The sequence below is a fragment of the Paraclostridium dentum genome (assembly GCF_048568265.1).
Taxonomy (GTDB): domain Bacteria; phylum Bacillota; class Clostridia; order Peptostreptococcales; family Peptostreptococcaceae; genus Paraclostridium; species Paraclostridium dentum.
In genome coordinates, this window is sequence record NZ_CP183813.1 from 2284344 (window position 1) to 2308258 (window position 23915).

The 23915-nt window shown below is 28.9% G+C and carries 19 protein-coding genes; 1 reads left to right on the forward strand and 18 read right to left on the reverse strand.

Annotation, left to right across the window (positions count from 1 at the left end; genetic code table 11):
* Positions 1-38: 38 nt before the first annotated feature.
* The 3 genes from ACN6I1_RS10525 to murJ form a co-directional block, all read right to left on the reverse strand.
* Positions 39-737, reverse strand: coding sequence for a lytic transglycosylase domain-containing protein (locus tag ACN6I1_RS10525; RefSeq protein ID WP_419741884.1), 699 nt, complete (start codon positions 735-737; stop codon positions 39-41).
* A 317-nt stretch (positions 738-1054) separates the two neighbouring features.
* Complete coding sequence (locus ACN6I1_RS10530; protein ID WP_419741885.1) at positions 1055-1984, reverse strand: TraB/GumN family protein; 930 nt, start codon at positions 1982-1984, stop codon at positions 1055-1057.
* A 261-nt stretch (positions 1985-2245) separates the two neighbouring features.
* Positions 2246-3787 (reverse strand): murein biosynthesis integral membrane protein MurJ, encoded by a 1542-nt coding sequence (murJ, locus tag ACN6I1_RS10535; RefSeq protein ID WP_419741886.1) that lies wholly within the window; start codon positions 3785-3787, stop codon positions 2246-2248.
* A 253-nt stretch (positions 3788-4040) separates the two neighbouring features.
* Between murJ and ACN6I1_RS10540 the strand changes: the two genes are divergently transcribed.
* On the forward strand, positions 4041-4904 hold the full coding sequence (locus tag ACN6I1_RS10540) for a mechanosensitive ion channel family protein (protein ID WP_021429633.1): 864 nt from the start codon (positions 4041-4043) through the stop codon (positions 4902-4904).
* 52 nt (positions 4905-4956) lie between these two features.
* Here ACN6I1_RS10540 and ACN6I1_RS10545 read toward each other — a convergent pair whose 3' ends face one another.
* From ACN6I1_RS10545 to ACN6I1_RS10615, 15 genes are all read right to left on the reverse strand, one after another.
* Complete coding sequence (locus ACN6I1_RS10545; RefSeq protein ID WP_419741887.1) at positions 4957-6174, reverse strand: phosphopentomutase; 1218 nt, start codon at positions 6172-6174, stop codon at positions 4957-4959.
* A 1-nt stretch (position 6175) separates the two neighbouring features.
* Positions 6176-7342: a YhfX family PLP-dependent enzyme gene (locus ACN6I1_RS10550; RefSeq protein WP_419741888.1), complete on the reverse strand. Its 1167-nt coding sequence runs from the start codon at positions 7340-7342 to the stop codon at positions 6176-6178.
* 16 nt (positions 7343-7358) lie between these two features.
* Positions 7359-8462, reverse strand: coding sequence for an aminotransferase class V-fold PLP-dependent enzyme (locus tag ACN6I1_RS10555; RefSeq protein WP_419741889.1), 1104 nt, complete (start codon positions 8460-8462; stop codon positions 7359-7361).
* 20 nt (positions 8463-8482) lie between these two features.
* Complete coding sequence (locus ACN6I1_RS10560; protein ID WP_419741890.1) at positions 8483-9358, reverse strand: phosphotriesterase family protein; 876 nt, start codon at positions 9356-9358, stop codon at positions 8483-8485.
* 2 nt (positions 9359-9360) lie between these two features.
* Positions 9361-10416 (reverse strand): hypothetical protein, encoded by a 1056-nt coding sequence (locus ACN6I1_RS10565; protein WP_419741891.1) that lies wholly within the window; start codon positions 10414-10416, stop codon positions 9361-9363.
* Between the two features lie 62 nt (positions 10417-10478).
* Entirely contained in the window at positions 10479-11894 is a 1416-nt protein-coding gene (locus tag ACN6I1_RS10570; protein ID WP_419741892.1) for a YhfT family protein, read from the reverse strand.
* A 13-nt stretch (positions 11895-11907) separates the two neighbouring features.
* Positions 11908-12267, reverse strand: coding sequence for a DUF2620 domain-containing protein (locus tag ACN6I1_RS10575; protein ID WP_419741893.1), 360 nt, complete (start codon positions 12265-12267; stop codon positions 11908-11910).
* Positions 12268-12296: 29 nt separating this feature from the next.
* Positions 12297-12644, reverse strand: coding sequence for a PRD domain-containing protein (locus ACN6I1_RS10580; protein ID WP_419741894.1), 348 nt, complete (start codon positions 12642-12644; stop codon positions 12297-12299).
* A gap of 204 nt (positions 12645-12848) precedes the next feature.
* Positions 12849-13772 carry a GntR family transcriptional regulator YhfZ gene (yhfZ, locus tag ACN6I1_RS10585; protein ID WP_419741895.1) on the reverse strand — a complete coding sequence of 308 codons (924 nt, stop codon included), beginning with the start codon at positions 13770-13772 and terminating at the stop codon, positions 12849-12851.
* 212 nt (positions 13773-13984) lie between these two features.
* The gene (galU, locus tag ACN6I1_RS10590) at positions 13985-14947 is read right to left on the reverse strand and encodes a UTP--glucose-1-phosphate uridylyltransferase GalU (RefSeq protein ID WP_419741896.1); all 963 of its coding nucleotides are present in this window, start codon (positions 14945-14947) and stop codon (positions 13985-13987) included.
* Positions 14948-15253: 306 nt separating this feature from the next.
* Positions 15254-16168, reverse strand: a complete 915-nt coding sequence (locus ACN6I1_RS10595; protein WP_419741897.1) for a TraB/GumN family protein — start codon at positions 16166-16168, stop codon at positions 15254-15256.
* A 148-nt stretch (positions 16169-16316) separates the two neighbouring features.
* Complete coding sequence (locus ACN6I1_RS10600) at positions 16317-21356, reverse strand: SpaA isopeptide-forming pilin-related protein (protein WP_419741898.1); 5040 nt, start codon at positions 21354-21356, stop codon at positions 16317-16319.
* Between the two features lie 249 nt (positions 21357-21605).
* A complete protein-coding gene (locus ACN6I1_RS10605; protein ID WP_419741899.1) occupies positions 21606-22388 on the reverse strand; it encodes a DUF169 domain-containing protein in 783 nt (260 codons plus the stop codon).
* Positions 22389-22398: 10 nt separating this feature from the next.
* A complete protein-coding gene (locus ACN6I1_RS10610; protein ID WP_419741900.1) occupies positions 22399-23235 on the reverse strand; it encodes a MetQ/NlpA family ABC transporter substrate-binding protein in 837 nt (278 codons plus the stop codon).
* Positions 23236-23248: 13 nt separating this feature from the next.
* Positions 23249-23914, reverse strand: a complete 666-nt coding sequence (locus ACN6I1_RS10615; RefSeq protein WP_419741901.1) for a methionine ABC transporter permease — start codon at positions 23912-23914, stop codon at positions 23249-23251.
* Position 23915: the final 1 nt, after the last annotated feature.

A 23915-nucleotide genomic window follows, 5' to 3' on the forward strand; every position in this document is an offset into this window, starting at 1 on the left:
TAGATGTATATTTAAGTATCTACAAGGTAATATTTAGTTTATCCCTTATAATATTTCATAACTTTAGGCACATAATTTTGTGTTTCTTTCGGCATTAAATATATATCTTCTGGAGAATTAACTCCTCTTTTCCTCATTCTTGTCGGTCCTCCATTATACGCCATTAAAGCCATTTTCGTATCGCCATTGTACTTATCTAGATATTCTTTTATATGTCTTGTTCCACCATCTATATTTTCATATATATCATATGGATTTTTAACGCCTAGATCTCTACAATTTTCAGGCATAAGTTGCATTAATCCTTTAGCTCCTGCTTTCGATGTACACTTGGGATTAAAATCTGATTCTACTTTTATTATTGATCTTATTAAATTTTCATCAACCCCATATTTCTTAGATGATATAGCTATAGCATTTTCTATTTGTGCATTTACATCTTTATTTTTAGATGTTGCCGTAAGTTTATTACTATTGTGCATAGAATTTACTGTATCTAAGTTTTCAGTTTTACTATTTGATGGTTGTATATTGTTATTGTTATTATGATTACAACATGTACAACAATTGTTTACATATTGATTAGTTCTACCTTGCGGCGTATTTGCTACTGCTTTTAATAAGCCTAATATTAACATATCAAATGCTTGTCCGCTCTGTGTGTTATTGTAAGTTTTATAACTATTGTTATTTGACATTAATGCTGTCATTTTTAATAAATCTATATTGTCAATCATTTTATCACCTCTAATATATACTTATAAATAGTTATACGACATGTATTTTTAAAAGTTTAGTATAGTTATTTAAATTTTACTAAAAGGATAGGTATTAACTTCCTTCAGACAAAGTCCTTAAAAACAGGCTTTAAGTCTTTCGTCAGTTGAATACCTATCATTTTTGTATTTACATTTTTGAGTTTTAGAAAAAGGGGAAGTATTCACTTTCTTCAGACAAAGTCCTTAAAACCGGACTTTAAGTCTTTCGTCAGTTGAATACTTCCCCTTTTTCTTGTTTGATTAGTGTTTATTTTTTTAATATAAAACTTATATTTTTACTTGATTTGAGTTACTGTGTATCCCATATTTTCAAGATTTTTTAATATACTGTTTTCTCCGAAGAAGTGAAAAGCTCCTACTGATACAATATATTTTTGTTTTTGTTTTGCTAATTCATCAATTTTCTTTGCCATTTGTTCATCTCTTTTTAAATATTGTGTTTCATACTCTTTTGAGTTTTCTTTTTGTAGTTTATTAGCTTCTTGTTCCATATATCCAGTATCTCCTTTTATAAAGGCATACATATTTTCATTCAAATCTTTCGTTGTATCTTTTAACGTTTTTGAGCTAAATGTATTTACAAAGTCTTTTAAATCTTGTGTTGATTTTTTTAATATGTCTACTTGTGTTTTATTACTTTCCAGTGATACTATTGTCTTTTTGTCTTCACTAAACTTATTTGCTAAATAACCATTTAAAGAAGTACCTGTTAAGCCTGCTTTTTCTGCTTCTACTTGCTTAACTAATGATAAAAATCCACTTGGACTTAGATTTTCAACTTCTTTATATTTTATTCCTAGTGATTCTAAAATTTTATCTAACTTACCTTGTTCTTCTTTTGTAAGTAAGTCTTTTAGTTTTTTATCTTTTAAATATATTTCTTTTTGTTGTTGTTCTTGAAGGTCTTTTACTGTTTTTTGATCTTTAAAATTTATTTCAAGTGCTAAAGCATCTGTTTCTTTCAATATTTTTTTCATTGTTTCATTATTATAATCTAAATTCGGTTTGCTTGGTTGCATAGATCCAGTTAAATATATAGTATCATTTCCTTTTTTAGCTTCCCAGAAAAACCCTTTCATAGGCACTGTTGACTTTCCTGAAGTTTCGCTTTGATTTGTATTAGTACTTTTATTTGTACATCCTGCTCCTAGGACTAAAATTACAATTGGTAGTGTCAATACTAGTAACTTCTTTATAAATTTCATGTAAATCCCCCTCGTCAATTATCTTATGTTGTTATAATTGTAACATAGTTTTTTATTTATTGCGAATTTTAAGTATACTAATGAGGGATATTAATATTCACTTCCTTCAGACAAAGTCCTTCGTCAGTTGAATATTGATCTCCCTACTCATCTCACTCTTCTAATATTTATGAAAAAAGGGTGAGTGTATAAGTTTTAGCTACCTTTAAAGCATCTTTTCAGCTTTGGTAGCAAAACTTATACACTCACCCTTTAACTTAACTATCTTTTTAACTTTTTCTTTATCATATCTATTGCCATATTTGCTTCTTCTACTTTAAATACTACAATAAGTGCTAAATATATTACTCCACCTATTGCTATAGAAGAGCCTAAAGATATTGCCTCTTGTATAAACCCTATACCTAAAATTCCAGATAAGAATTTATATACAAAATATGTTATAATCCCCATTACAATAGATGCCAATAATGTCTTTATAAATGTAGATTTTATTTTATCTTGTCCATAATATCCTATTTTTTTCTTTAAACTTATAAATAATAATAAAATACAAATTATAGATGATAGACTAGTTGCTAAAGCTAATCCTCCGTGCCCCATAACTTTTACTAAGGCTATGTTTAACACAATATTTAAAATAACTGCTATAATACCATTTATCATTGGTGTTTTTGTGTCTTTCAATGAGTAAAACACTTTGCTCAGAATTTCTCTTAATCCAAATCCTATCATACCAACTGAGTAAAATACTAAAGCTGTTGCTGTTAAAGCTGTTGATCTATCATCAAAAGCACCTCTTTCAAATAATATTCTAACAACTGGTGTTGCAAGTATCATAGCTCCCACTGACGCAGGAACAACTAATAAATTTACACAGTTTACACTATTTGCTACAGACTCTGCAAATTTTTCTTGATTGTTTTCAGTAGATAATTTAGATAAAGTTGGATATATAACTGCACCTAATGTGGATATAAATAATCCCATAACAAATCCATTTAATCTATTAGCATTATTTAGTGCTGTTATTACTCCATCTCCAAGGCCCGATGCTAAACTCCTGTCAACCATTGTATTTACTTGATTTACAGCTACCCCTATAAGTACAGGCATCACAAGCCATAACATCTTTCTTAGGTACTCATCTTTTAAATCTATTGTTGGTTTAAATTTATAACCACGCTTTATAGCAAATGGAACTTGGAATAAAAATTGTGATGCCATCCCAATTAAAGTACCTATTGCTAATATATATATATTTCCTGTAGTTGCACTTAATATTATAGATATTATTATTACTATATTATTAGGAAATCCTATCATACCTGGTATAGTAAAATCTCCTTGAATCTGCAAATACGATGTCATTAAATTACTTAATCCTATAAATACAACTCCACCGATCATTATTCTTACAAATTTAACTGCTAATATTAGCTTTTCCCCTGTATAATGCATTGCAAATAACTTTACTAAAGGTTCTGCAAATATATATCCTAATATACCCAATAATACACTTAGTATTAGTACTATACTCATTATGTTATTAGAAAACTTTAGAGCTCTTTTAGGACCCTTCTCACTTAATACCTCTTGGTATAATGGTATAAATGTTGTAACTAATGCTACTCCTATTGATGAAAATACTACTAATGGTATATTCATAGATACTATATATACATCACTATATGCACTTGTGCCATAAAAATACCCTAATATAATTTCCCTTCCAAATCCTAGTACTTTTGATAACATTGTGACTACCATAAGCCAAAATGCTGATTTTGCCAAATTACTCATACGTTCCTCCTAGTTCTACTTTCGCCTAAATTCTATTATATAAAATTTATAGAAAAATAAAAAGACTCGAAAGTATAATATTTTCTTATTTTAAGTTACATTTTGTTGATTATTTGTTACATATTTTAATCTTAAAATTTCATTTCTATATTTTTTAGGAATTTATACCAATCCCCCATTTGTAGACTTTTGTTGAAAAATGTTATATCATATCTATTGGCTAAGTTTTTAAATAAAAGAGAGGTGTTAAGTTTTGGATGAAAATATAGTACAATCGGTTACTGAAAATGTTGAGAAAATAAGTAACATGCCTTTAGATATAATAACTCATAAGTTTTTAAACTGGATTACAACTTTTGGTGCTAAACTTATTATAGGATTACTTGTTATATTTATAGGTTTAAAAGTTATAAAAAAGGTTGTGAAGCACTTTACAACTTTCCTACAAAAGAAATCTGTTGATGTAACTCTTACTAAGTTTTTACATGCATTTGCTGAAGTAACATTAAAAGCATTCCTATTTTTAATAATACTTGGATATTGGGATGTTCAATTAACAGGACTTGCTGCATTGGTGGCTTCTGGAGGGGTTGCTATTGGTTTAGCTCTTCAAGGAAGTTTATCAAACTTTGCAGGAGGTTTTATAATACTTTTAATTAGACCTTTTAAAGTTGGTGACTATATAGAAACAGGAATTTATCAAGGAAGCGTTGAAGAGATTGGTTTATTCTATACTAAGCTTACAACAGTAGATAATAAACTGATACTAATTCCTAATGGATCTTTATCAAATGGTAGCTTAGTTAACTACTCTGCTAAAGAAAAAAGAAGAGTAGACTTAACTTTTAGTGTTAGTTATGAAAATGATGTAAATCATGTTAAAGATGTTTTGATTGATGTTGTTAACAAACAAAATTTTATTTTATCTGATCCATCTTACTTTGTAGGTATAACTGCTCATGGTCCTAGTTCTATAGATTTTACAGTTAGAGTATGGTGTAAATCTGAACATTACTGGGATATTCATGGTAGTTTATTAGAAGAAGTTAAAATAAGATTTGATAAGGAAGGTATCAGTATACCTTACCCTCAAATGGACGTGCATATAAAGAAATAAGAAAAGGTGCCTTTAACGATTTTCACTTCGTTAATTCGGCACCTTTTTTTATTTATAATTTATTAGTAATTAGTATTTTATCTAAAAATCTATCTCCATTTTCAGTTCCTTCTAGACCAAAATAATCTATGGCTGTTGCTCCTATATCTGCTAATGTTTTTAATTCACCTATATACCCTGGTTTAACATTTTCATTATATATAAGTATTGGAACTTGTTCTCTTGTGTGCTGACTATGACCTATAGTGGGATCATTTCCATGGTCTGCCATAACTACTAGTATATCCTCTTTATCTAAAATATTTATAAGTTCTTTTAACTTATAATCTGATATTTTAAGAACTTTAGCGTATTTCTCACTGCTTTGTTGGTGTCCCGCTAAATCTGATTCTTGAACATTTAAGCAGAAAAATCCCGATTCATTTTCTCTTACCTTTTGTACAAGTTGATCAAACACTTCAGCTGTATCTACTCCAGGTATACTTATACCGTAGTTGTTTTCAACTATATCTGCTACTTTTCCAAATAAATAAACTTTTACATTATTTTTACCTAGTATTGTTGGAACTTGAGTATTTGGATCTACTCCATACCCAAGGTGTATCACTTGATACCCTTTATTGTATACTCCACTTCTAGGCGCATTTATTCCTGCATATATACATTCTTTTTCTTCATATGCATTTAATAAATCCTCAAGGCTTACATTTTCGCCTCCAAAAGTTATAACTCTAGATGTATAAACACTTTCCCTTACTATTTTTCCAATTTTAATAAGCTCATCAAAACTTATTAAATCTAAAGATCCAGTTATATTGTAAACTTGTCCTAGATCTGCTTCTAAATTGTCCCCTACTGTAACACAATCATCTATAACCAATACTTTAGCTTCATTTCCATACTCATTTACCTTATATCCATTTGATATAAGTATTTTTTTAACTCTGTCTTTTGCCTCCGAAAAAGGTTCTTTCAGCGGTTTTTTAGGTGTAGATCCCATTATTTCTTGATGTCCATAAAATGTATCTGCTCCAAAATGCATAAGATTGCATTTTCCAAATAACGCAGAATTTGAGAATTTCATATCTCCAAATTCGAATTCCACTGCATTACATATACCTAATTTTTCTAAAGTTGGAAGGTATATATTAGTTTCTTCTACTATGTGTTTAAAAGTATTAGCTCCTATATCTTTTGGTCTAACAATTTTAGTGTCTTCCATCTCCCCTATTCCAAATCCATCTAAAACTACTACTATGAATCTTTTCATATTATAGCCCCTTCTTTCTTCCTAAGCTGTCATATATTCCAACTAATTTTGGTGAATTATATTTAAGTCCTTCAATTAAAGCAACATCACTTCTAGTTACAAATATTTGAGTTCTAAAATTCATAATTACAGTTGATCCTATTTCATGGTTCCCTTTAAGTTCAAAGTAATAATCTATACTAAAAGGATCATTTTCTATAACATCAACAATATCTTGTCTAGAGTCATCATTAACAACTATAGCTTTAGCTAGATGAGATCTTCTATAATTGCCTCCTCCAAAACAATAAGCTGTATCTTTTAGGTTATGTGAAATTTCTGATACATACACCATACATAACTTTTCTTCTAAATCTTTTACAGCATGCATCGGTGTACTACCTGTTAAAGCATGTCCAGGCTCTCCATGTGTTCCTCCATATTTTTTTATTTCCTTTATATTATATACAGATGTTGCTGAAGGCATATTCATTTGATTTATCTTTATATCGTGATTAGACTCTATTAATTTTTTTGCTTTTTTAATCGTATTTATATTATTTGTTGCTTTTATAACCTCTTTTTCTGTGTCAAATAAGAAACAAGGAAAAGCTGTTAATCCTTCTATTTCTATATTTTCAAATTTAATTATTTCCTTTATAGTTTTATTTAATGAATCTATATTAAATCCTCCATACTGAGATGGATAAAGTGTATCTTCATCATCATATACCCTTATAAGAATTTTTTGTTTTATGTTGTACTCCTTACAAATATCATTGATTTCTTTTATTTTATCTATAGAAAATACAGTTATGACCTCAGGCTCTATGTCCAATATTACTTTTTTTAAAATGTATTTAGGTACCTGAACTAAGTGACCTATATGCGAAACTTTTATATTATTTTCATGCATAATTAAAGCCTCTTTGTAGTCAACTGCTACTACCCCTTCGTAGCCTATATCTTTTAATTTTTTAGCTATATATGGATTTCGTCCAAATTGCTTAGTCATATAATAAAGTTTTATATTATATTTATTTGCTTCATTGTATATTTTTGTAGCATTATCAATTAATGTATCTACATCTATTACATATGTGTCTGGTAGAATTTTTCCTTCTTTATGAAGATTTATTGAGTAGTCTATAAGCTTTTTATTGTCTTTTATTGTTTTGTCAAGAAACATACACTACACCTCCATTCTATTTGATTTCTACATTCTTTATAGCTTGATTTAATATTCTAAGAACAGTATCTTCACCACTTCTTAAAGGATTTATTCTTATCATCTTCTTAGCTAATGATGGATCAGCATTTATAAACGTTCCTGATAATCTATAAAACATTGGTACAAATTCATATTTTGACTCTGCCCCAACTGGATTTGGCGCTGCCCCTAGTTTTTCAGCTTCTATTAATACTTCATTTGCTATCTCATCTTCTAATTCAACTAGTATAACTTTTGATTGAGCATTAGCTATAAATGCATTTTTTACTTTTTCTACTTCTTTATTTAATAATCTATTAACTATATTAGTTGTTACATCAGCTTGTATAGCAAGCATTACAGGTGCATATACAAGTCCTCTCATGCAATCTATAGCTTCATGACCTTGTACTTGTAAACCTCCAGAGTAATTAGTTTTTATAAGCTTATCTATATATTCACCTTTTCCTACAATACAACCTATTCCCTCTGGACCTAATAACTTAAATAGTGAAAAACAAGATAAGTCAGCCCCAGCTTCAACTCCTATATATTCAACTTTCATAACTGCATAATTGTCATCAGTTATAATAGTTATATTTTTATTAGCTTGTTTTATGGTTTCTATTACTTGCTTTATATCATAAGAGTCTGATGGCTGTTGTCTTGTGTATTGAACTATTGCAACCTTTATATCTTTATTATTTTCTATAACATTTTTTATATCTTCTACATTGTTGTAATCCGCACTTATAGTGTCTATACCTAACATATCTATAGAGGTATTAGTTGTTGGATAAATAGGTGCTGTGTGAACTAAAACTTTTTCATCTCTTTTTACTGATGAATATAACGCCATTCTAATAGCCATAGTTCCAGCCCCTCTTACAAGCATAGCTTTTTCTTGGTTGAAAAAATTAGCTATTACTTTTTCAACTTTTAAAGTTGTGTTTGGTTTGTTAAGCCCCTTTACAACTCCTAAATCTCCTCTTGTTAATATTTCACTTCCTTTAAATTCTTTAGTTATTTCATCTATAAGTTTAAATTGTAATTGTTTAGCTTGTTCTATTGATATACTTTGTAATGGATATGTCTTCATATTAATCCTCCTAAGAATTGTTATTTAAATAAGTTTTTTGGATTTTCTTTTAACATTTTATCTATGTTATTTTCACTAATACCAGCTTCTCTAAGTTTAGGTATGAAAGTTTCAAATAAATAATTGTATCCTATTCCACCTTTGTACTTTAAGTGAGACTTTCTAGTTATATCAACAGACATAACAACTTGATCTATAAGCCCTCTTTTAGATATTTCAACTAACATATCCACCCTTTTCTCATCTGGTAAATAATTTATCTTTCCTATTGTGTCAAACTCTACATAAACACCTTCATTTAGTAGTCTCAATATATAATCTATGTTTCCACTTAAATCTACATGACCTATAACTACCTTAGATAAATTCACATTATATTCTTTGAATAAGTTTACTTGCTCTATTCCATAACTACCTAGTGTTGTATGAGTTGTTATCGGACAATTAGTTTCATTATGAGCTATAGAAGCTGCTACAAATACCTTTTTTTCAAGTTCTGTCATAAAGTCTTTGCTAGTTCCTATTTCACCTATCAAACTAGCTTTACAATTTGTATCTTCTATACCCTGTGTTAACTCTTTTAACATTAATTTAGCTAGGTTTTTTTCACTTTTTTCACTTACTATATCTGGGAAGAAAGGTTCTTTATAAAATCCAGTTGATAATATAAAATTTATATTGCTTTCTTTTTCTATATCTTTTATATAATTTATATCTCTGCCTATACCTATATTGGTTACCTCAACTATGTTTCTAACCCCACTTTCATATAGCTTTTTTATTTCTCTTATAGTTTCATCTTTACAGTCTAATCTACAATCTTCATTTTGTTTTACTTTAGATAAATCAATATACATATGTTCATGACATAATGTGTATCCGTCTATTATTTTCATAATCAATCTCCTAAATCAAATATTATACTGTTTTCTCTTAAGTTGTAATTTTCTTTAAAATATCTTTCAAACACATTGTTCTTTTCTATTTTTTTGTCTATTTCAATTCCTATTTCAAATAGTTTTCCAACTAATTTATTGTCAAATGTATATATTAAATACGCTGATCCTAATTCTATATCAGGTATAGCCAAACAATTTGCATTTATCATATTTAATATTCTTATAATTCCCTTATTTCCATTTTGTTGAATATTCGCTCCACACTCTCCAAACATACCTATAAGAGAATCTCCATTTCCATTTATATCTATTTCTTTTTCATATGATATAAATATCTTTCCTTCTTTTTTTATTTCATTTAAATTTTTAATTAATTCTTCTCTTTTTAAATATAAATTTAAATCTATAAACTTTGATATATTATTAACTTTTTTGAATTTATCTAAGTAATTTTTATCTCCTATCCCATATATTTCATAATTTACGCCTTCTTTTATGTGATTATTTTTTTCTAAAAATACATTTACTGCTCTTTGTAATACTTCAATATCCTTTGATATAAAACCTATTCCTGCTTCAAAGCTAATACCATCTGTTGATTTTTTAATTTGAGAAATCTTAAGGTTCATTCCTTTTGCAAGATATGAATATAAATTTAAACATATAGCCGGTGCTAATACAGAACCTCCACCATCTGTTCCTATCCCCAAATCATTTATTCCAAGTAGCACATTTATTGCACTTGCGCTTGATGATCCCGTCATAACTTTTCCGGTTAATGGGTTTATTAGGTTTGTATCTATAGCCCTTCCTCCAACTGATTTATTATCTATTGTATGAAGTATAAATCCTTCCTTATTTAGCTTTTTAAGTATTAATCTGCTTATTCCTTTGTTATCTTTTACTCCCATATACATAGAATTTTCATTATTTGTTATTTTTTCTGTATAATCTATAATCGCATCTTCATTCATATGAACTACAGTTTTTCCTTTTTGTTTCATAGCTTTTAAACTTGCTTTAGCATGTATTTGTATATTTGTGTAATTTTTCATTTTTCCATCTCCTTATTTTTAAAGGGACGGTATTTTTAACCATCCCTTTAAATAACTAATTATTACACTGCTGGTACATACAATCCTAATACAAATAATATGTTTAATAATATTCCAAGTGCTATCACAGCTACTGGTCCTACAGCTATTTCTACCATAGATTTTTTAGCAGTTTTGTTTAATGCATATGCACCTGCTACGAATAAAAATCCTGTTCCTGGAGCTAGTGCATTTCCTGCCATCATAGACCCTGCCATTATAGCTATTTCAAGTACTTTATTCATAGCTGTTCTTACATGATCTCCTGATTTTTTTATTCCAGGGAATTTATCTAGTCCTGCTGCTGCTTTTTCTAGTAATATTACCTCTAAGAACATTACTAATGCTCCTACTATAAATGCAAGTATTGGATTGTGCATAAATATTATCCCTACTACAAATACCAACGTAGTTCCTGCTGGTCCATATACTCCAGTTGTTATAGCTGTTGTATATACTAATGGTATAAATCCTACTGCTCTTGCTGCTGCTGATATTCCAGCTTCCATAGTCTTACCTTCTGCTAGTAATTTTAGAGACGTTGGATCTCCAGCAAAGAACATTAAACTTGTAGCTGCTGCTACTAATCCACCCATTACAGCTATTATAAATACATTTTTCTTTATATTTTTAAGTCTTTGTTCAAATATACCGATTAGTACTTGATTGGAATTACTTCCATCACTTTTTTCCCTCATAGCAAATCCTAACATTATTATTACACCTACTAGTAATGCCATTCCATCTGGACTTAAACTTATAACAGATTCTCCAACTTTTATTTTGCCAAATGTCATCACAAGTTGATTCACTAGTGCTACTATTGCAAATGTAATTATTCCTTTTTTAAATCCATATTGGTAACCAACAACTATAGCTGGAAACACCGCAAATGCTGCTACTACTGGTGCTCCAACTTGACCTAGGGCATCTAGGAAGTTTACTGGAAGCATTGCGAATAGTTGAACAACTATTTCTAGTCCATATACAACTCCAACTCCATATAATCCACCAATTACAGCAGACATTATAGTCCCTTTTTTAGAATCCGGACACCATGTACCTATTATGTCAGAACCTAATAGTATGCTGTGTGCTAATATTATTGGTGACCCTATTGAAAACGGTATCCCAAATCCTACAACTAATCCAAATGATAATGCAAAACTAGTTGCTGCAAGTTCAGCTCTCTTCATTCTTCCTTCGATATACTCTGGCATTATAGGTCTTAGCGCATCATTAAATGTTGCTATATTTTTATTTACTAGTACACATGATAAGCCTCCAAGTAATGCAGCTACTATATATTTAAATACGTCTCCCATACCTTGTGTTATATAGTATAATCCTGAAAATAAAAGGGCTAATAAACCTAATGACACTATCTTTTTTGTCATATTTGAGTTTGTATTATTAATTTCAACAGTGTTATTTTCCACTATATTTACCTCCTTAGCCTAATATTTTTTCTAATATTATCTCTATAACTTCATCCGCATGTTGAGGTGTGAATCCAAATGCCTTTTTACCATTTTCAATTCCTTTTACTATATCTTCTTTTTGTAACATAGTTCCTGGCATCGATGCTGTTAAACATTCATTCATCCCAACTAACGCTATTGCCATTGCTAATGCTCCACCTCCACCTGTGTTACATGCTCCAAAATAATAGTCAGCTTGTCCAGTTTTCATTGCCATAGCTGCATCTAAGTCTGTTTTTACTTCAAGAGTAATTTTATCTTTTCCTATTTCTTCTATCTTTTTAGCTATTCTTTCTTTATCCATTTGTCCGCCTACAACTATTCTTATCATTTTAATCTCTCCTTTTTATTTTATTATTTTTATTTATTATTGATTAATGTACAAAGATGTAGAATCATAAATTTCTTTTCATTTTCACTAAACTCTATTGGTATATCAATTTGTATGTCTTCCCATAATCTAAGACTTTCTTTATAATATTTATCTTTTTTTACTTCTTCATATAAAAAGTCTTCCATCTCATATGCCACTTCACATTTTTGTTGTCTTGATATTGCCATTGCAAAGTGAGTTATCATTCGTTGCATATCATCACTATTTTCTTCAATTCCTATACCTTTTAATTTTATTACTATATTTCTTAGATATAATAGCGTTTGCTTATCAATTATACCTGCTTGATGTAATGTTACCAGTCTTATATCCATAATATACACCTCTCGTTTATTTTATATTAAACCCAATGTACATTTTTTTGTACATTGGGTTTAATATAAAAACCTTTTATAACTAAAAGGCTTTCTTAATTCTTTCAATGTACATTTTTTTGTATATTGAGTTTAAATATTTCTTGTCTTTATATTACTTAATCTAATCATTTTTGTCAATCGTTTTCCTCATTTTTTTATTTTTTAATATTTAGGTGTTATTTTTTCTTGTATCACTTTCTGCTGTATATCTCTTACTTCACTTGGCTTTACTAGTTTTTCTATTAGTTGATCAAAACCATTATTATTATTGTTAATTATAATTACAGCCGTGTTTGAATCTTTACTTTTATGATTTTTTAAATCTCTATATGATAAAAGTATCTCTTTTTCTTCTATCTCATCTATTGACCATACAGCTGCATCTATTTCTTTATTTAATATTTTAGTAACAATTTGGTTATAAGACATATCTATAAATTCTACATCTACACCTTCAAATTCTTTTATCGATAAATAGTACTGGTCTCTTGAAGTTTTATCCACTCCAACTTTTATCCCATCTTTTATTTCAATTTTTTCACCTTGTCCATATACTAATACATGTTTATTTACATAAGTATTTTCTCCAAGTTCTAAAATCACTTTCATATCGTCATTTTCTTTCAATATTTGATCTGCAGCTAGTTTAGATGTTATCGCAAAATCATATCTTCCATATTTTAAACTTTCTATTCTTGTTTCAGCCCCTCTCATATATGCCATTGCCACTGAAAAGTCATTTTTACCAAGTACAACATTTAGTCCAGTAGATAAACCTTGGTATAGTTTTGAATATGGTAAAGGCATAACACCTACAATTGTTTTATAATTTGTAAACTCCCAAAGTTTTTTATAGTTTATATATATTAAAAATGTTCCTAAATGTCCCCTTCTTTCTAAATTTATTGCCCCTTCATTTTCCAGATGTTTAATAACTGATTGTATCGTTCCTCTTCCTACATTGTATTTTTTAGAGTAGTTATCAATTGTGTTTATTTTATCTCCCTCTTCCATTAGGATTAGTTCTCTTGCTAAATTTATCGTTACTAATCCATTTTTATGTAGAAAGTTTTTTTGTATATTCAATTTTTTCTCCCCTTTCTATTCTTATATGCTTATTATATTTGGTTTATAGTTTTTATGTCAAATATAATTAAATAATCTTAAAAATATAAGAGCAGTAATATGATGAAATACTAAAAGTAATTATACTTTTAGTATTTCATCATATTACTGCCATTGTCTATCTTTTCTCTATATTGATTTAAAATAAATTTTATTTTTACTGATTTAATGTATTAATAATTAGTTTTATCAGATTCTTGTATTATCATTTCAAGTTCTTCAACTTCTTTTTTATCTACTTTTTTATGATTTAAATCATCATTTCCATGGTTTACTCTGTGATTTAAAAATTCCATAAATTCTTTTCCTAAATCAGCTCTTTTTAGTGCAAAATCTACTGTAGCTTCTAAAAATTCTAATTTATTTCCAACATCATATCTTCTACCTTCAAAATTGTAAGCATATATTGCTTCATATTTACTTAACGTTTTTAATGCATCTGTTAAATGTATTTCTCCACATGTTCCCGGTTTTTGATTTTCTAAAACTTCAAAAATGGTTGGAGTTATTATATATCTACCTAATATAGCTATATTAGATGGTGATTCATTATATTTAGGTTTTTCTACTAAATCGTCAACTTTATAAACACCTTCTTCTATATACTTTGCATCTATTATTCCATATCTTTCAACCTCATCTTTTTCTACTCTTTGAACGCCTAATATAGAAGTGTTGTATTCATCATATACATCAATTAATTGTGCTAAGCAAGGCACTTCACTGTCTACGATATCATCGCCTAAAAGTACAGCAAATGGCTCATCACCTACAAAGCTTTTAGCACAATAAATTGCATTTCCTAATCCTTTAGGTTCTTTTTGGCGTATGAAATATATATCTGCCATATTAGATATATCCTTCACCATTTTTAACATTTCTGTTTTTCCTTTTTGTTCTAACTCTAACTCTAGCTCTATACTTCTGTCAAAGTGATCTTCTATAGATTTTTTATTTTTTCCTGTAACTATTAAAATTTCTTCTATTCCTGAATTTACAGCTTCTTCTATTATGTATTGTAGCGTTGGTTTATCAACTATAGGTAACATTTCTTTAGGTTGAGACTTTGTAGCTGGTAAAAATCTTGTTCCTAGTCCTGCTGCTGGTATTATTGCTTTTCTAATTTTCTTTTTCATAATTGCCTCCGGGTTTAACTCATTTTTTATAGTTTTATAAATACCCTTTTAGTTTATGTATAAAAATGTTTTTTATTTTTTATGTAAAGGTTTTATTTTAATCTCCGTATAATGTATTTGAGGGTTATGCCATTGACCCTTCATCAAAGATTTTTGAAATCTTTTTTCCGCATTGTTAGTATGAGCTTGATTGTTAAAGTATTCACTTTGATAATCAGGCTCATATTATTTTAAACAAAAGACTATTATTCCTTAAAATAAATATAGAGGTTAGATAAGTGTGTCTAACCTCTATATTTATGCTTATTAATTTTGTAATTTAGTTATTTTATATCCTTTTTCTTCTAATTGCTTTAATATGCTGTCTTGCCCAAAATAATGCAATGTCCCAACTGCTACAACATATCTCTTATCTCCTTGTACTAATTTATCAATTTCATTAGCCATATCTATATTTCTATTTTTGCTTAACTTTTCGTATAGTTCTTTATTTGATTTACGTAAATCTTCAGATCTTTTTTCCATATACTCCGAGTCACCTTTTATAAATGCATTCCCAATTTCATCCATAGTTTTTTCACCTTTTCCAACTAAATCCGAGTTATACTCAGCTAAAAAAGTTTTAAAACTACCTGTTAATTCATATAATAATTTGTAATGCTCCTCTGCATTTTCAAGCCCTACTATATCTTTCTTATTAGTTTCATAAATTTCTTGTAACCATAAATCTGAGCTATATGTAAATCCACCATCTTCTTCTTGTTTTTCTTCAATGTATGATGAAAAGCCATCAGGACTTAGATACTTGACTTCATTGTACTCAATATTAAAATCTTTTAAAACCTTATCAAGTTTAACTTGTTCTTCTTTAGTTAATAAATCTTTTAATTCTCCTTTTTCTAGATATAGATTTTCTTTATCTATCTCCTGAGCTTTCTCTAATACTTCTTTATCATTTAAGTTTACTTCTAGTGCCAGTGCATCCGTATTATCTAAAATTTTCTCCATTGTTGAATTTAAATAATTTATATTTCCTTTTGCCGGGTGCAATGTTCCTACTAAATAAACTACTTTATCATCTTTTTTTGCTTCCCAGAAAAATCCCTTTGCCTTGTCTTTTTGTATATCTATTTTTGCCTGAGCACTTGCACTACATCCAACTAAAAATGATGGTACTATTATTAACAACATCACTATTACTAGATTTTTCAACCTATTCACATGATTACCCCCTTATAATTTGCCCCTTTGACATAGATTATAGCATAAATTTTCCAACATGCAATTTTTAGCAAAATTCACTATATTTTGTTAAATGTAAATAAAAAAAGTTAGTAGTTTACAAACTACTAACTTTTCCATTTAAACTTTATTTCTTTTTCTTTCTATTTATTCCAATCATTAAACCAGTTGCTCCAACTCCTAATAAAGAGTATGTTAAGATGCTAGCATCTCCTGTAGCTGGAGATGTAACTCCTGGGTTTATTGATGGTTTATTTGGCTTATCTGTACTAGGTTTATCTATTGAAGGTTTTTCTGGATCAACAGGTTTTGGTTTTTCAGGATCTGGATCTGGCTTAGGTGTAGATTTAACTTTTTCGTTTTCTATGTTTCCTAGATCCACTATTTCAAACTTCCCTTTTTCTATGTTAAGCTCTACTTTTTTAGGACTTAACATATATCCCTCCGGTGCTTTTGTTTCCACTAGATAGTATTTTCCTTCTCTTTCTACTGCTCCATATATCTTTCCATCTTTGTCACTTACTAATTTCTCTATCACTACTTTTCCTTTTTCATCTTCTAATCTAAATTCTGCTCCTTGTAGTGCATTTCCATTTTCACTATCTACTTTCTTTCCTTCAAACTTATACGCCTCTGGATCTACTTTATTCTCTATATTTCCTAGATCCACTATTTCAAACTTCCCTTTTTCTATGTTAACCTCTACTTTTTTTGGGCTTAACATATAACCGTCTGGTGCTTTTGTTTCTACTAGATAGTATTTTCCTTCTCTTTCTACTGCTCCATATATCTTTCCATCTTTGTCACTTACTAGTTTCTCTATCACTACTTTTCCTTTTTCATCTTCTAATCTAAATTCTGCTCCTTGTAGTGCATTTCCATTTTCACTATCTACTTTCTTTCCTTCAAACTTATACGCTTCTGGATCTACTTTGTTTTCTATGTTTCCTAGATCCACTATTTCAAACTTACCTTTTTCTATGTTAACCTCTACTTTTTTAGGACTTAACATATATCCCTCCGGTGCTTTTGTTTCCACTAGATAGTATTTTCCTTCTCTTTCTACTGCTCCATATATCTTTCCATCTTTGTCACTTACTAATTTCTCTATCACTACTTTTCCTTTTTCATCTTCTAATCTAAATTCTGCTCCTTGTAGTGCATTTCCATTTTCACTATCTACTTTCTTTCCTTCAAACTTATACGCCTCTGGATCTACTTTATTCTCTATATTTCCTAGATCCACTATTTCAAACTTCCCTTTTTCTATGTTAACCTCTACTTTTTTTGGGCTTAACATATAACCGTCTGGTGCTTTTGTTTCTACTAGATAGTATTTTCCTTCTCTTTCTACTGCTCCATATATCTTTCCATCTTTGTCACTTACTAGTTTCTCTATCACTACTTTTCCTTTTTCATCTTCTAATCTAAATTCTGCTCCTTGTAGTGCATTTCCATTTTCACTATCTACTTTCTTTCCTTCAAACTTATACGCTTCTGGATCTACTTTGTTTTCTATGTTTCCTAGATCCACTATTTCAAACTTCCCTCTTTCTATGTTAAGTTCTACTTTTTTAGGACTTAACATATATCCTTGTGGTGCTTTTGTTTCTACTAGATAGTATTTTCCAGCTTCATTTACTCTTCCATAAAGTTTACCATCATCACCACTTGTAAGTTTTTCAATTATAACTTTCCCTTTTTCATCTTCTAGTCTAAACTCTGCCCCTTGTAATCCTTTTCCAGTTTCACTGTCTATTTTTTGAGCTCCAAACTCATAATATTTGTTGTTAACTATATAAGGTAATTTTACAACTCTTCCAATAGAGTCAGATTTAACTTCAAATTCTACATCTTTTTCAAGTTTATTATATCCTTCTGGTGCTTTTATTTCTCTTAGTATATAGTTACCTGCATCTTTTAACTCTGATGAAATTAATCCTTTATCATTACTAACAAGTTTTTTAATATGAACTAAATCTTTTGATCCATAAGGAATTAAATTGAATAATTTAGATTGCTCTACTTTGTATAAATCAAATTCTACATCTTTTAAAGGAGCATTGTTATTGTCTCCGTCAACTTTTACAGCTTCAAACTTATATCCTTTTTTAACTATAGCTGGAGGTGTTTCTTTATCATTTATTTTAGCTATATTTTTAACTGTTTCTCCAACTGGAACATTTGTAAAATCTACTTTCAACTTAACTTCAACTGGCTTATCCTTACTAGATGTAGGTATATCATCTATATTAACAATTTTTACAGTATGACTATTTTTATCATAATCTACTTTCATAAATTCTGGAGCTTCACAGCCTTTATACTCAACTCTAGAATCTAGTTTATCTACTATATTTAAATATTCAGCTGGAAAAACAGCATTACTCCAAACTTTTATAGTATAGTCTACGATTTGTGAGTCTCCATCTTTAAGTTCAGTTTTGTTAGCATATTTAGTTGCATTTATTCCACCTGCACTTACTGCATAGTTTACCTCATCTTTAGATACCCTATCGATATCTCTTCCTGTTACTTTAGCTGTATTCTCATAAGATTTCTTTAATGCTGTTATTTCGCACATATATTCAATTCTATATTTACTATATGTATCACCAAAGTTTATTGTAAGTTTATCATTTTTTCCTGACTCATCTTTTCCATATATTTTATCCCAGTTATCTAGGAATTCTTGTGTGCGATCTATAACTTTACCACTATTATCTGTTTCTGTAACTTTAAATCCATCTTTTATTAATTTCATACCAGTTGGAATTGTATCTTCAAACACTAACTCTAAAATTCTCTTATTGTTAGGATTTATATCTACATGATATTTTACTTTGTCTCCAACCTTTGAAATAGTATTTTTATCTGATCCTTTTATTACAACTCTCTCGTTCTCACCTGGATCTATACTTCCTGCTTTTATGTTTACAACTGCGCTAGATTCTTCTCTTTGATCTTTACTATGTGTTAATACCGCAGTATTTTTATATCCAGTTTCTACTAACTCTGTAACCTTAGTTTTGTATGTAATCTTATATCTATCTGTTATATTACCAAGATTTATAGTAAATGAATTTTTATCACTTTCTATTTTTAAATCAGACGTTACATCTTTATATACTCCTGATCCATAGTCTTTTAAAACTCTTATACTTTTATCAACTAATTCCATACCTTTTGGAATACTATCTTTTAATACTGCATTGTCCTTTTGTTGCATTTTATCATTTACAATTATTTCATAATCAAATGTTCTTCCTATAAAGTTTTTATCATAGGATACTGTTATACTTGAATTTCCATTAACTTTTTTATTTAAATCAGTTTTCCCAGGTGTAGGCTTGATAGGTGTAACTGTAGATGAATCACTATTTTTGCCACCATCCCAAGTTATTTCAGCAGTATTTTTATAACTATCTTTTAACTCAGTTATTTCTGTTTGATAATCAACTCTATATCTTCTATTTGTGTCTCCAAAATCTACAACAAGAACTTCTTTTCCATCAATAACTTCAACATGTCTTGGAACTTTAGATGCATTAACTTCGTTAAATGAGTTATACCCATTATCAATATACACTTTTATAGTATTTTGAAGAATTTTCATTCCTTCTGGTATAACATCTTTTAATACCAAGTTGTTCTTTTGTTGTAGTTCATGATTTACTAATATAGAATATTTAAGCTTTTGTCCTACAAAACCTTGTTCATTATTTGAATTAGGTTTCAAATTTATATTATCTTTTCCATTTACAGTTTTATTTAAATTCCCGTCTCCTGGAGGTCTTGGCTTTGTAACAGTGCTACTGCCACTACTTTCACTTCCATTGTAAGTTATAGTTGCATCGTTTTTATATTCTTCTTTATATTTTACAATTACAGTTTCATATTCAACTATATACTTATTACTTATATCCCCAAATGCTATTTTAAGTAAATTATCCTGTTGAGTTATCTTACTTGAAAATTCAGAAGTTACATCAATATTTTGACCTCTGACTTCTTTAAAAATTTTCACACTATTTTTTACAAGATTCATTCCATCTGGTATATTATCTTTAAATACAACATTTTCTTTAGACTCTTTAACAGAGTTTACTTCTACTCTATACCCAACCTTCTGACCTATAATAGTTCCATCTGAGTTTGGATTTATCTGACTTCCAGGATAACGTATAGTTTTATTTATATGTGAATCTCCTTTAGCATCTTCTTTAGGAATAGCTTTTACAGAATCACTTTCTGATCCTGTAGTACTTGATGTGATAGTTGCTCTGTTTAAATATTCATTTTTAAATTCCGTTATTTTTAATTTGTATGATATCTTATGCTTATGATTTATATTATTTAAATTAATTACTAATGGATTTGTACTTTTAATTTCATAATCTTTTATTACTTGAGATGCTCCATTTACTATTTTTTCTACTTTTACACTTCCATCAACCAATTCCATTCCTTCTGGTATATCATCTGTAAATACACCATTTTCCATATGTGTATATTTTTCATTTACCATTACAGAGTATGGAACTTCTTGCCCAACTACATCTCCATTACTACCTGGATTTATAGTGTAGTCATTATCTTGACCATTTACTTTTTTATCTATTAACTTATCGTTAGAGCCTGGTGGGTTTGTTTCTGTATCTATTACAATCTCTTTTCCATTTATCTCGATTATAATTTTACCAGGAACTTCTACCTCTACCTGACTTACAGTTGCACCGATTTTAAGAAATCCTCCGATTGCAGTATCTATGTCTGGTCCACATATTAAAGTTACTACAGTTTCTCCATTTTGTTCTTCTATTGTCATATCTTTAAAATGATTTTCTGGATAAACAGGTTTTATATCCTTAAATACACTAGGTAGTACAAATTTAAATTCGTCTCCCTCTTGCGGTACCGGAGCTTCATTATCTGCACTATATGTCACTTCAAAATCAACTTTATTTCCCGGTGCAAGCTCAACTATAGAGCCTAAGTTTACAGGGTTTCCATTTACCTTCATAACTACGTCTGAGTTAAGTTTAAATGGAGTCCCCGCTGCATAAGCTACACCCATTTGAGTTACCGAAGTAAATATAATATTCAACAAAACTATAAAGAATGTAGCTATACTTATTTTTTGTTTACGTTTTTTCTTATTAAACAATTGCCCCTCCTAAAATTCTATATATTCTTAGACTAATAATTCAAATTGCCACCCCCATAGCATACATATTTAGTCTAAGTCCATGTATAATTTTATAGAGCTTTATAAGAGATTTATATTATACGGTAGTATACATTTTCTTCTACTTTTTAAGACTTTAGTAGTATACAATTTGCTTCTCTTTAACATGAAAAAAGGATATACACTTAACAAAACACTGTAAAGTATTTTATTAGGTGTATATCCTTTTTAAACATTATTATAATAATTGTAGTTATATTTAACATCAAAATCTTCAATATTATAATATTTCATTTTTTCTTCAATTTTTTTCTTATTCTCATTACTTTCCATTATGTTTATAGTCTTTAAAATACCATCTGCTATATTTTCAAATTGATCAAACGGTATACCTGCTGCTAACTCATCATTTAACCACCCAGCTCTATGCCTTGTTCCAATACACAAAGCTGAAATATTTAAGTCTTTAACTACAAACGGACGAGCAGTACACTCTAAGCAAATAGCCTGATTCCCAATAAAGTTTATGTTTTTAGCTATCCCATAATGATATGAATACCCTTGTACCAATCTCATAATATTATACGGATTAGTTACTATAATAATAATATCTGGTTTTTCTTCAAATAGTTCTATGGGTTGAGCTATAATTCCATAAATTTTATCGTTCTTATACGCTAAATTTGCTCTTACATCCTTGCTAATTTTTTTATCTTTATATAGCCCAAGCCTTGTCCAGTTTTCTCCATTAGAGTTTTCCAAATCTAGTGAATTAATACCAAGTACCTTTACTCCACTTTTACATGCTATTAAATTTTCATTTAATTTAACTTTATATCCACAAGTTGAACTCTTAATCATACCACAATAATTCATAGGATTTTTAGGTATAATAGCATCTATATTTTCAAATTCAGACTTTGACTGTATAAATTTGACCCCCACTATTTTTCTTTTTAATTCTAACGACGCATATATAATCTCTATTGATTTCTTCCAATTTTCACACATATATTTTCACTTATTCCTTTACTTCACTATCATCTTTATAAAAAGTAAAAACTCCTGGTAGTTCTCCATCTATTTCTTTTTGAACAGATTCAACTTTTAAACAAGATGCGAAATCTTTTGCCCATTTAGTTTTAGCATTTTCTTTTTTAACAATTGGACCCATAGGGCAATTTATAGATTCTTCATCTCTTATAATATAAGATTTTGGATCTTTCCCAGCATTATTCATATGAGTAAAAAATACTAAAGCTCCGTCCATATCTTCTAAACTTCTAACGGTCTGTGCTTGTTCCATATCTACTATATTAATTTTTTTAGGATTCTCTACAATATCAGCTATAGTGTAAGCTCCTGTATCCTTAGCAGACAATTTAATAAGTCCTGATTTTTGTAACACCCTTAATCCAATATCCATATTCATTGCATCATTCATAATAGCTATAGTTGCTCCATTTGGAAATTGTTCAACAGAATCATATTTTTCTGAATACAAGCCTATACCTGTGTAGTAACCATATGGTTTTACCATTTCTAAATCCCCATTGTTATTTTCATCAAAGCTTTTTACAAATTTACTATGTTGCCCTAATGCAATATCTACATCTCCATTATTACAAGCTTCTAAAACTACTGGATTTGAATCAAAACAAATAAATTCTGTTTTGTAACCCATTTTTTCAAACTCTTTATTCATTGCTTCATAAGATATTTGAGAAATTTCAGTTCCTCCAACTTTAATTACCTTATTTTCACTTTCTTTTTTATCATTACTACATGCTACTAATGGTAAGCACAAAACGATACTCAATATAGCTAAAATTATTTTTCTAAATTTAGTTTTATTCATTCTATATACCCCTTCATTGTAAATATTTATATAATTTATTTCCTATACCTTGAATAATTGCTACAAATATTAATAAAATAGCAACTACGAAATACATAATCGCATCATCGAATCTTTGGTATCCATATGTAAGCGCTACAGCTCCTAATCCACCTGCTCCAACAGCCCCAGCAATTGATGTTATATTCAACATATTAATTAAAAGTATAGTTAAATTTGATACTAATGTTGGCAATGCTTCAACAATCATAACCTTTAAAATAATTTGCCAGTTTTTCAAACCAAAAGACTTTGCCATTTTTATAACTTGTTTATCAACAGTTTGCAATGAATTTTGAGTCATTCTCGCTGCAAATGGAGTACAGGCAACTGTAATAGTAAAAATTGCAGCATTAGCCCCAATAGTTGTGCCAACTATAATTCTAGTCAGAGGCATAAGAGCTACAATTAATATTAAAACTGGAAAGGATCTAATGATATCTATTGTTTTATTGATTATTGAATTAATTATTTTGTTTGGATTCAACCCATCATGGTCTGTAATAACTAGTACTATCCCTAAAAAAATTCCAAAGGTAATAGATAGTATAGCTGCGAAAAACATTATTTTAAGTGTAACAATTATTGATGGAATTATTATGTTAGGAAGATATTTAAATAGCCTCGTATTTGTAAACATA

Excerpts from the sequence above, each read along its gene's own strand:
- ACN6I1_RS10525 (WP_419741884.1), bottom strand. The coding sequence starts at position 737 with ATGATTGACAATATAGATTTATTAAAAATGACAGCATTAATGTCAAAT.
- ACN6I1_RS10530 (WP_419741885.1), bottom strand. The coding sequence starts at position 1,984 with ATGAAATTTATAAAGAAGTTACTAGTATTGACACTACCAATTGTAATT.
- murJ (WP_419741886.1), bottom strand. The coding sequence starts at position 3,787 with ATGAGTAATTTGGCAAAATCAGCATTTTGGCTTATGGTAGTCACAATG.
- ACN6I1_RS10545 (WP_419741887.1), bottom strand. The coding sequence starts at position 6,174 with ATGAAAAGATTCATAGTAGTAGTTTTAGATGGATTTGGAATAGGGGAG.
- ACN6I1_RS10550 (WP_419741888.1), bottom strand. The coding sequence starts at position 7,342 with ATGTTTCTTGACAAAACAATAAAAGACAATAAAAAGCTTATAGACTAC.
- ACN6I1_RS10555 (WP_419741889.1), bottom strand. The coding sequence starts at position 8,462 with ATGAAGACATATCCATTACAAAGTATATCAATAGAACAAGCTAAACAA.
- ACN6I1_RS10560 (WP_419741890.1), bottom strand. The coding sequence starts at position 9,358 with ATGAAAATAATAGACGGATACACATTATGTCATGAACATATGTATATT.
- ACN6I1_RS10565 (WP_419741891.1), bottom strand. The coding sequence starts at position 10,416 with ATGAAAAATTACACAAATATACAAATACATGCTAAAGCAAGTTTAAAA.
- ACN6I1_RS10575 (WP_419741893.1), bottom strand. The coding sequence starts at position 12,267 with ATGATAAGAATAGTTGTAGGCGGACAAATGGATAAAGAAAGAATAGCT.
- ACN6I1_RS10580 (WP_419741894.1), bottom strand. The coding sequence starts at position 12,644 with ATGGATATAAGACTGGTAACATTACATCAAGCAGGTATAATTGATAAG.
- galU (WP_419741896.1), bottom strand. The coding sequence starts at position 14,947 with ATGAAAAAGAAAATTAGAAAAGCAATAATACCAGCAGCAGGACTAGGA.
- ACN6I1_RS10605 (WP_419741899.1), bottom strand. The coding sequence starts at position 22,388 with ATGTGTGAAAATTGGAAGAAATCAATAGAGATTATATATGCGTCGTTA.
- ACN6I1_RS10610 (WP_419741900.1), bottom strand. The coding sequence starts at position 23,235 with ATGAATAAAACTAAATTTAGAAAAATAATTTTAGCTATATTGAGTATC.
- ACN6I1_RS10615 (WP_419741901.1), bottom strand. The coding sequence starts at position 23,914 with ATGTTTACAAATACGAGGCTATTTAAATATCTTCCTAACATAATAATT.